General features: G+C 72.7%; 6 protein-coding genes. 2 read left to right on the forward strand and 4 right to left on the reverse strand.

Features of this window, described 5'->3' with window-relative positions; all coding sequences use genetic code 11:
• From ACTIR_RS24250 to ACTIR_RS0118555, 4 genes are all read right to left on the reverse strand, one after another.
• Positions 1 to 258: TFIIB-type zinc ribbon-containing protein (locus ACTIR_RS24250; RefSeq protein WP_411431338.1), on the reverse strand; the 258-nt coding region annotated here is incomplete at its 3' end.
• Between the two features lie 55 nt (positions 259 to 313).
• Positions 314 to 700, reverse strand: a complete 387-nt coding sequence (locus tag ACTIR_RS0118545) for a VOC family protein (RefSeq protein WP_026455401.1) — start codon at positions 698 to 700, stop codon at positions 314 to 316.
• A gap of 205 nt (positions 701 to 905) precedes the next feature.
• Complete coding sequence (locus ACTIR_RS0118550) at positions 906 to 1661, reverse strand: 5-formyltetrahydrofolate cyclo-ligase (protein WP_154663812.1); 756 nt, start codon at positions 1659 to 1661, stop codon at positions 906 to 908.
• 15 nt (positions 1662 to 1676) lie between these two features.
• The gene (locus ACTIR_RS0118555; RefSeq protein ID WP_026455403.1) at positions 1677 to 2972 is read right to left on the reverse strand and encodes a DUF445 domain-containing protein; all 1296 of its coding nucleotides are present in this window, start codon (positions 2970 to 2972) and stop codon (positions 1677 to 1679) included.
• A 29-nt stretch (positions 2973 to 3001) separates the two neighbouring features.
• On the opposite strand from ACTIR_RS0118555, the gene ACTIR_RS24255 reads away from it, so the two are divergent.
• Positions 3002 to 4204, forward strand: a complete 1203-nt coding sequence (locus ACTIR_RS24255) for a pyridoxal phosphate-dependent aminotransferase (RefSeq protein WP_034240944.1) — start codon at positions 3002 to 3004, stop codon at positions 4202 to 4204.
• Between the two features lie 114 nt (positions 4205 to 4318).
• Positions 4319 to 5656: ICP22 family protein (locus ACTIR_RS26890; protein WP_026455404.1), on the forward strand; the 1338-nt coding region annotated here is incomplete at its 3' end.

The raw sequence follows: 5656 nt of genomic DNA on the forward strand, positions 1-5656 counted from the left end.
TGGCGCGTGCGGTGGTGGCGGCGCGTGGGCGGGGCCCGCCGGCCCACCGGGGGCCGTCCGCGCCGATCCGGGGTCGTACGGCGGAGGCGTCCGGTGACCGTAGTAGGCGTTCTCGGCCTCGACGATCTGCTCCAGCTCACCGCGGTCGAGGAAGACACCCCGGCAGCCGCCGCACTGCTCGATGTGGATGCCGTCCTTGTCCACGGTCGTCATCACGTTCTGGCACTTGGGGCACATCACGCCGAGGAGAATACGCACCGTGTGCGACCGCCGGGAGGGTGTGACCGACGGGAGGGCGCGACCCGCCCCGGGGTCAGTCCGCCTGCGGACTCGCCCGCACCAGGCAGAACGGGTGCCCCGCCGGGTCGGCGTACACCGTGAAGTTCGCCGGGGTGTCGTCGAGCAGCCGCGCACCCAGGCCGAGCACCCGGCGGTGCTCGGCGTCCGGATCGGTGACGTCGAAGTCGAGGTGCAGCATCTGCGGCCGCTCGCGGGACGGCCAGGTGGAGGGCTCGTGGCCGGGGTCGCGTTGGAACGCGAGATCGACGCCGCCGTCCGGGTTGCGCACGGTGACCCAGTCGTCGTCCGGGTCGTCGTCCTCCGCGATCGGCCACCCGGTCAGTTCCGAGTAGAACCGGGCCAGTTCGTACGGGTCACGGCAGTCGAGGGCCACACAGTCCAGGGTGAGCGACGCGGGCATCGGCATCTCCTTCTCCACGGGTGGAGGTCATCGTCGTGGCGTTCCGCGCCCGGCGCCAGTCCTTTTCGGCGGGCGGCGGAACCGTCCCCGTCCGGCTGTCCACGATCGGACTACGACCCTGTGGACAACCCCGTGGAAAACTCCGCACCCTGTGGACAACTTCGCCCGAACGTGTGGACACTTTCGTGACATCCGGTCGGACGCCCTACGGACGACGGCGCGCGAGCGCGGGAATCGACGCGATCGTGTCCTCGGTCAGGTCCTGCCAGAGGATGCCCGGACTCCGCCGCCGCTCGGGGGTCCGGATCACCTCGTCCGGGGTGACGACGAGATCCACCCGGAAGTCGTGCGCCGTCTCGGGCAGCTCCTCGTCGAGGACCTGGGCCCCGTGCACGGTCGTCGCGACGACGGTCCGCTCGTCGACCAGCCCCACGTCGGCGAGCAGGCCGTACTCGATGTCGGAGAACCCGCCACCCTTGCCGACCCGGACACCCGCACGGTTGACCGCGACCGTCCCGCACACCACCAGATCGACGTGCGGCAGCTCGGCGACGCCGGCGGGGGTGCCCAGCTCGAGCACCCGCTCCTTCGCCGCGGCCCGGCGCGGTGCCTCCTCCAGCGACGCCCCGTCCAGCACCACGAACGGCTCCTCCGCGGCCAGCCGGGGTGCGGGCATCACGAGAACCCTGCCCTGCGCCAGAACCCGGGACCGCACGGGCAGCTGCGGCGCGTCCGGGTTGACCTTCACCACCCGCGCCGCCGCCCACTCCGGCACCTGCGCCAACGCCGCCGCGGCGCGTTCGGCGTCGACGAAGTTCGGGATGCGGCCGTACGCACCGGGGAAGCGGGTGACCCGCAGCTCGTCGAGCCGCTCCCACACGCGGCGCCGCACCCCGTGCTTGGCCGCCCCGACCCCGGCCCGGTCACCGGCCGGGCCGCCGCGGCGGTGTTCGTCGTCCACATCGCCCCCCCGGGGTCAGAACAGCAGTTGGGCCACCGCGTGGATGGCGAGCCCGGCCAGCGCACCCACGACGGTGCCGTTGATGCGGATGAACTGGAGATCCCGGCCGACCTGGAGTTCCACCTTGCGCGCGGTCTCGGCGGCGTCCCACCGGTCCACCGTGTCGGTGATGATCGTGGTGATCTCGGTCGAGTAGTGCGTGACCAGGTACGCGGCGACGTTCTCGACCCAGCCGTCCACCTTGCCCGCCAGCGCCGGGTCGGACTGCAGACGCTTGCCCAGGGTGAGCAGCCCGTCCCGGAGTCGGGTACGCAGCTCGCTGGAGGGATCCTCGGCGGCGTTGAGCAGCATCTCCTTGGCCGTCGTCCACGCCGAGTCGATCACCCTGCGCACCTCGGGGTGTTCGACGAGCTGCTGCTTCACCTGGTCGGCGCGCGTCCTGGTCTCCGGGTCGTGCTGCAGGTCGCGCGCGAACTCGGCCAGGAACCGGTCCAGCGCCAACCGCATCGGGTGGTTGACGTCGGTCTTGACCGACCAGGCGAAGGCGAGCACCTCGCCGTAGACCTTGTCGGCCAGCATCGAGTCCACGAACCGTGGCGACCAGGACGGCGCCCGGTCCGAGACCACCCGGAGCACCGCCTCGTGGTTGTCCCGCACCCACTCGTAGGCGCGGTCGACGACCAGATCCACCAGCCGGTAGTGCGCACCGTCGGTGAGCACCTGCGCGAGCAGTGTGCCCAGCGGCGGGCCCCACTCCCGCTCGACGACCCGGCGCACCACCGCCTGTTCCATGACGGCCTGCACGTCCTCGTCCCGCAGCACGGTGACCGCGCCGCGCACCACGGTGGCCGTCTCGGCGGTCACCCGGTCGGCGTTGTCCGGACGGGCGAGCCACTCCCCCGCCCTGCGGGCCGTGCCCACCCGGCCGAGCTTGTCCCGCACCACCGGTTCGGACAGGAAGTTCGTGCCGACGAAGTCGCCGAGGCTGGAGCCGAGCACGCTCTTCTTGTTCGGGATGATCGCCGTGTGCGGGATCCGCAACCCCAGCGGATGGCGGAACAGGGCGGTGACCGCGAACCAGTCGGCCAGCGCACCGATCATGCCCGCCTCCGCGGCGGAGCGCACGTAGCCGACCCAGGCGGGCCATCCCGCGGACTCGGCCCAGCTGGTCAGCAGGAAGATCACGGTGGCACCGAGGAGGAACCCGAGGGCGACCAGCTTCATCCTGCGCAGGCCGCGCCGCTTGTCGTCCTCGCCCGCCCGGCCTCCGAGCGGGCCGCCGGGGACGGCGACGGACCTCGTTTGCTCCATGCCGCGATTGTCCGTGAGGATGGGCCCTCGTGCGCGAACCTGTACTCGTGGACCGCCTGCGGCCGTTCACCTCCACCATCTTCGCCGAGATGACGGCGCTGGCCACCCGGACCGGCGCGGTGAACCTCGGCCAGGGTTTCCCGGACACCGACGGACCCGCCGGGATGCTGACCGAAGCCGGGAACGCGCTGGTCGGCGGCGCGAACCAGTACCCGCCCGGCCCCGGCCGACCCGAGCTGCGGGAGGCGATCGCCGCCCACCGGGCGCGCTACGGCCTGCACTACGACCCCGACGGCGAGATCCTCGTCACGGCGGGCGCCACCGAGGCCCTCACGGCGAGCCTGCTCGCCCTGGTGGACTCCGGCGACGAGGTCCTCGTGATCGAGCCGTACTACGACTCGTACGCGGCGGCGGTCGCGATGGCGGGTGCGACCCGGCAGGTCGTGCCCCTGGTGCGCGACGGCGACCGGTTCGCCCTCGACCTCGACGCGGTGCGTGCGGCGGTCGGCCCGCGGACGCGGGCGATCCTGGTGAACTCGCCGCACAACCCGACCGGCACCGTCTTCACCCGCGCCGAGCTGGCCGCGCTCGCCGAAATCTGCGTCGAGCACGACCTCATCGCGATCACCGACGAGGTCTACGAGCACCTCGTGTTCGACGGCGCCGACCATCTGCCGCTCGCGGGGCTGCCGGGCATGGACGGGCGCACCGTGTCCATCTCCAGCGCGGGCAAGACGTTCAACTGCACCGGGTGGAAGATCGGGTGGGTGTGTGCCCGGCCGGAGCTGCTCGCCGCGGTGCGCGCGGCCAAGCAGTTCCTCACCTTCGTCTCCGGAGGTCCGCTGCAACCGGCGGTCGCCCACGCACTGAATCACGAGCTGGGCTGGGTCGAACACCTGCGCGACTCGTTGGAGCGCAAGCGCGACCGGCTGCGGGACGGGCTGACCGAGGCCGGTTTCGAGGTCCGGCCGAGTGAGGGGACCTACTTCGTCTGCGCGGATGTCCGCCCGCTCGGATTCACCGATGCGGCGGATCTCGCCTGGCGACTCCCCGAAGCGGTGGGCGTGGCGGCGGTCCCTGTCAAGGTCTTCACCGACCACCCGAAGGAGTGGAATCACCTGCTCCGTTTCGCATTCTGTAAACAGGACGAGGTGCTCGACGAAGCGGTGAAACGTTTGCGCACCCTGGCCACGATTGCGCCGTCCGGGGTGGATCGCACACCGACGGGGTGAAACACTCCGCGGGAATGCTAGAAATAGCAGTCTCCGGGTAGCCGGGGCGCGGCCCGCGAGGGCCCGTGGGAGAACGCGGGGTCGACACCCGACCCCCGGCGAGGTCCCTGGTGAGTGTCACGCACGGACGGCGACGGACAGGCGGTGGTGGCGGTGAGGAGTGCGGGTGCCGGGCACCCCTCCGGCCTGCTGACCACCGGTCTGCGCCGCGCACTGGTGGTCGTCGGGTTCGCCGCCGCCGCCTGGCTGGGGGCGGTCGCCCTCGCCGATACCGCTTCCGCGGAGGACGGCACCGGGACCACCGATTCCGGGCGGATCGCCTCCGGGGACACCGGTGAATCGACCGGGGAACCCGACGACGGGGACGACTCCGAAGACACGGCCCCCGGCGACGACACCGGCTCCGACAGCCGCTCCGGCAGTGACTCCGACGGCACCTCCGACGGCACCTCCGACGGTGCCTCCGACGATGACGGCGACAGCGCTTCCGGCGGCGACACGGATCCCGCGGAACCGGAGCCGGAGCGTTCCGGAACGGAGAACACGGCCCCCGCGGAAGACACGGCCCCCGCAGAGGACACGGCACCGGAGGACGCGAACCCGGAGAGCGGGACCGCGCCCGGCGACGAGGCCTCCGGCGAGCAGAGCACGGGGACCGACGGCGACACCACGGGCCGCGACGGCGCCACCGGTGGTAAGGAGGACGAACGCACGTCCGACTCGCCGACGTCGCCCGGGGCGTCGCTTCCCGACCGGGAGGAGACCGACGAGTCCCCGACCGGGGACCGGGCGACCGAGAATGAGCAGTCCCCCGAAGACGCCTCCCCGGAGACCCAGACCGGGGAAGCGCTGCCCGAACCGGCTCCGACCGGGGGGACACTGCCCGGAGGGACACTGCCCGGGGGGACACTGCCCGGGGAGACCGCCGACGGTTCCGGATCGGAAGACGGTACGGCCACGGGGGATCGGCGGCCGACGCTGCTGAGCGGCACGGCCGACGCCCTGGTCGCGACCGTGAACGACCTCGGGCACACGGTCGTCAGCGTGACCGGGGTCGCCACCGGTGCGGTCGAGGAGATCACCCGCCCGGTCGAGGACGGCGTACGCGAGGTGCTCGACCTGCCGAGGACACTGCCCGGCCTGGACGACGCGCTCCCCGACGTACCCACCGATCCGCTGCCGGGCACTGCGCCGGAGACCGTGCCCACCGCGCCCCCCGCGCCGGTGGGGTCGGGCCCGAGCACGGACGACCGGGAGGACGGACCGCCGGAGAGCGACCCGGAGACCACCGGACCGGCGCACACGGACCGCACCCCCGGGTCCCTGATCGCCGGTGGGCACCCGATCCGGACGGTGCCGGACGACGACCGCGACCACGCGGACGAACCCGGGGCGACGGGTCACCCCGGTGGCGGGGGCGCTCCGCAGAGCCCCGCCCCCGCCACCCCGGCC

The sequence above is a fragment of the Saccharomonospora iraqiensis subsp. iraqiensis genome (assembly GCF_000430445.1).
Lineage (GTDB): Bacteria > Actinomycetota > Actinomycetes > Mycobacteriales > Pseudonocardiaceae > Saccharomonospora > Saccharomonospora iraqiensis.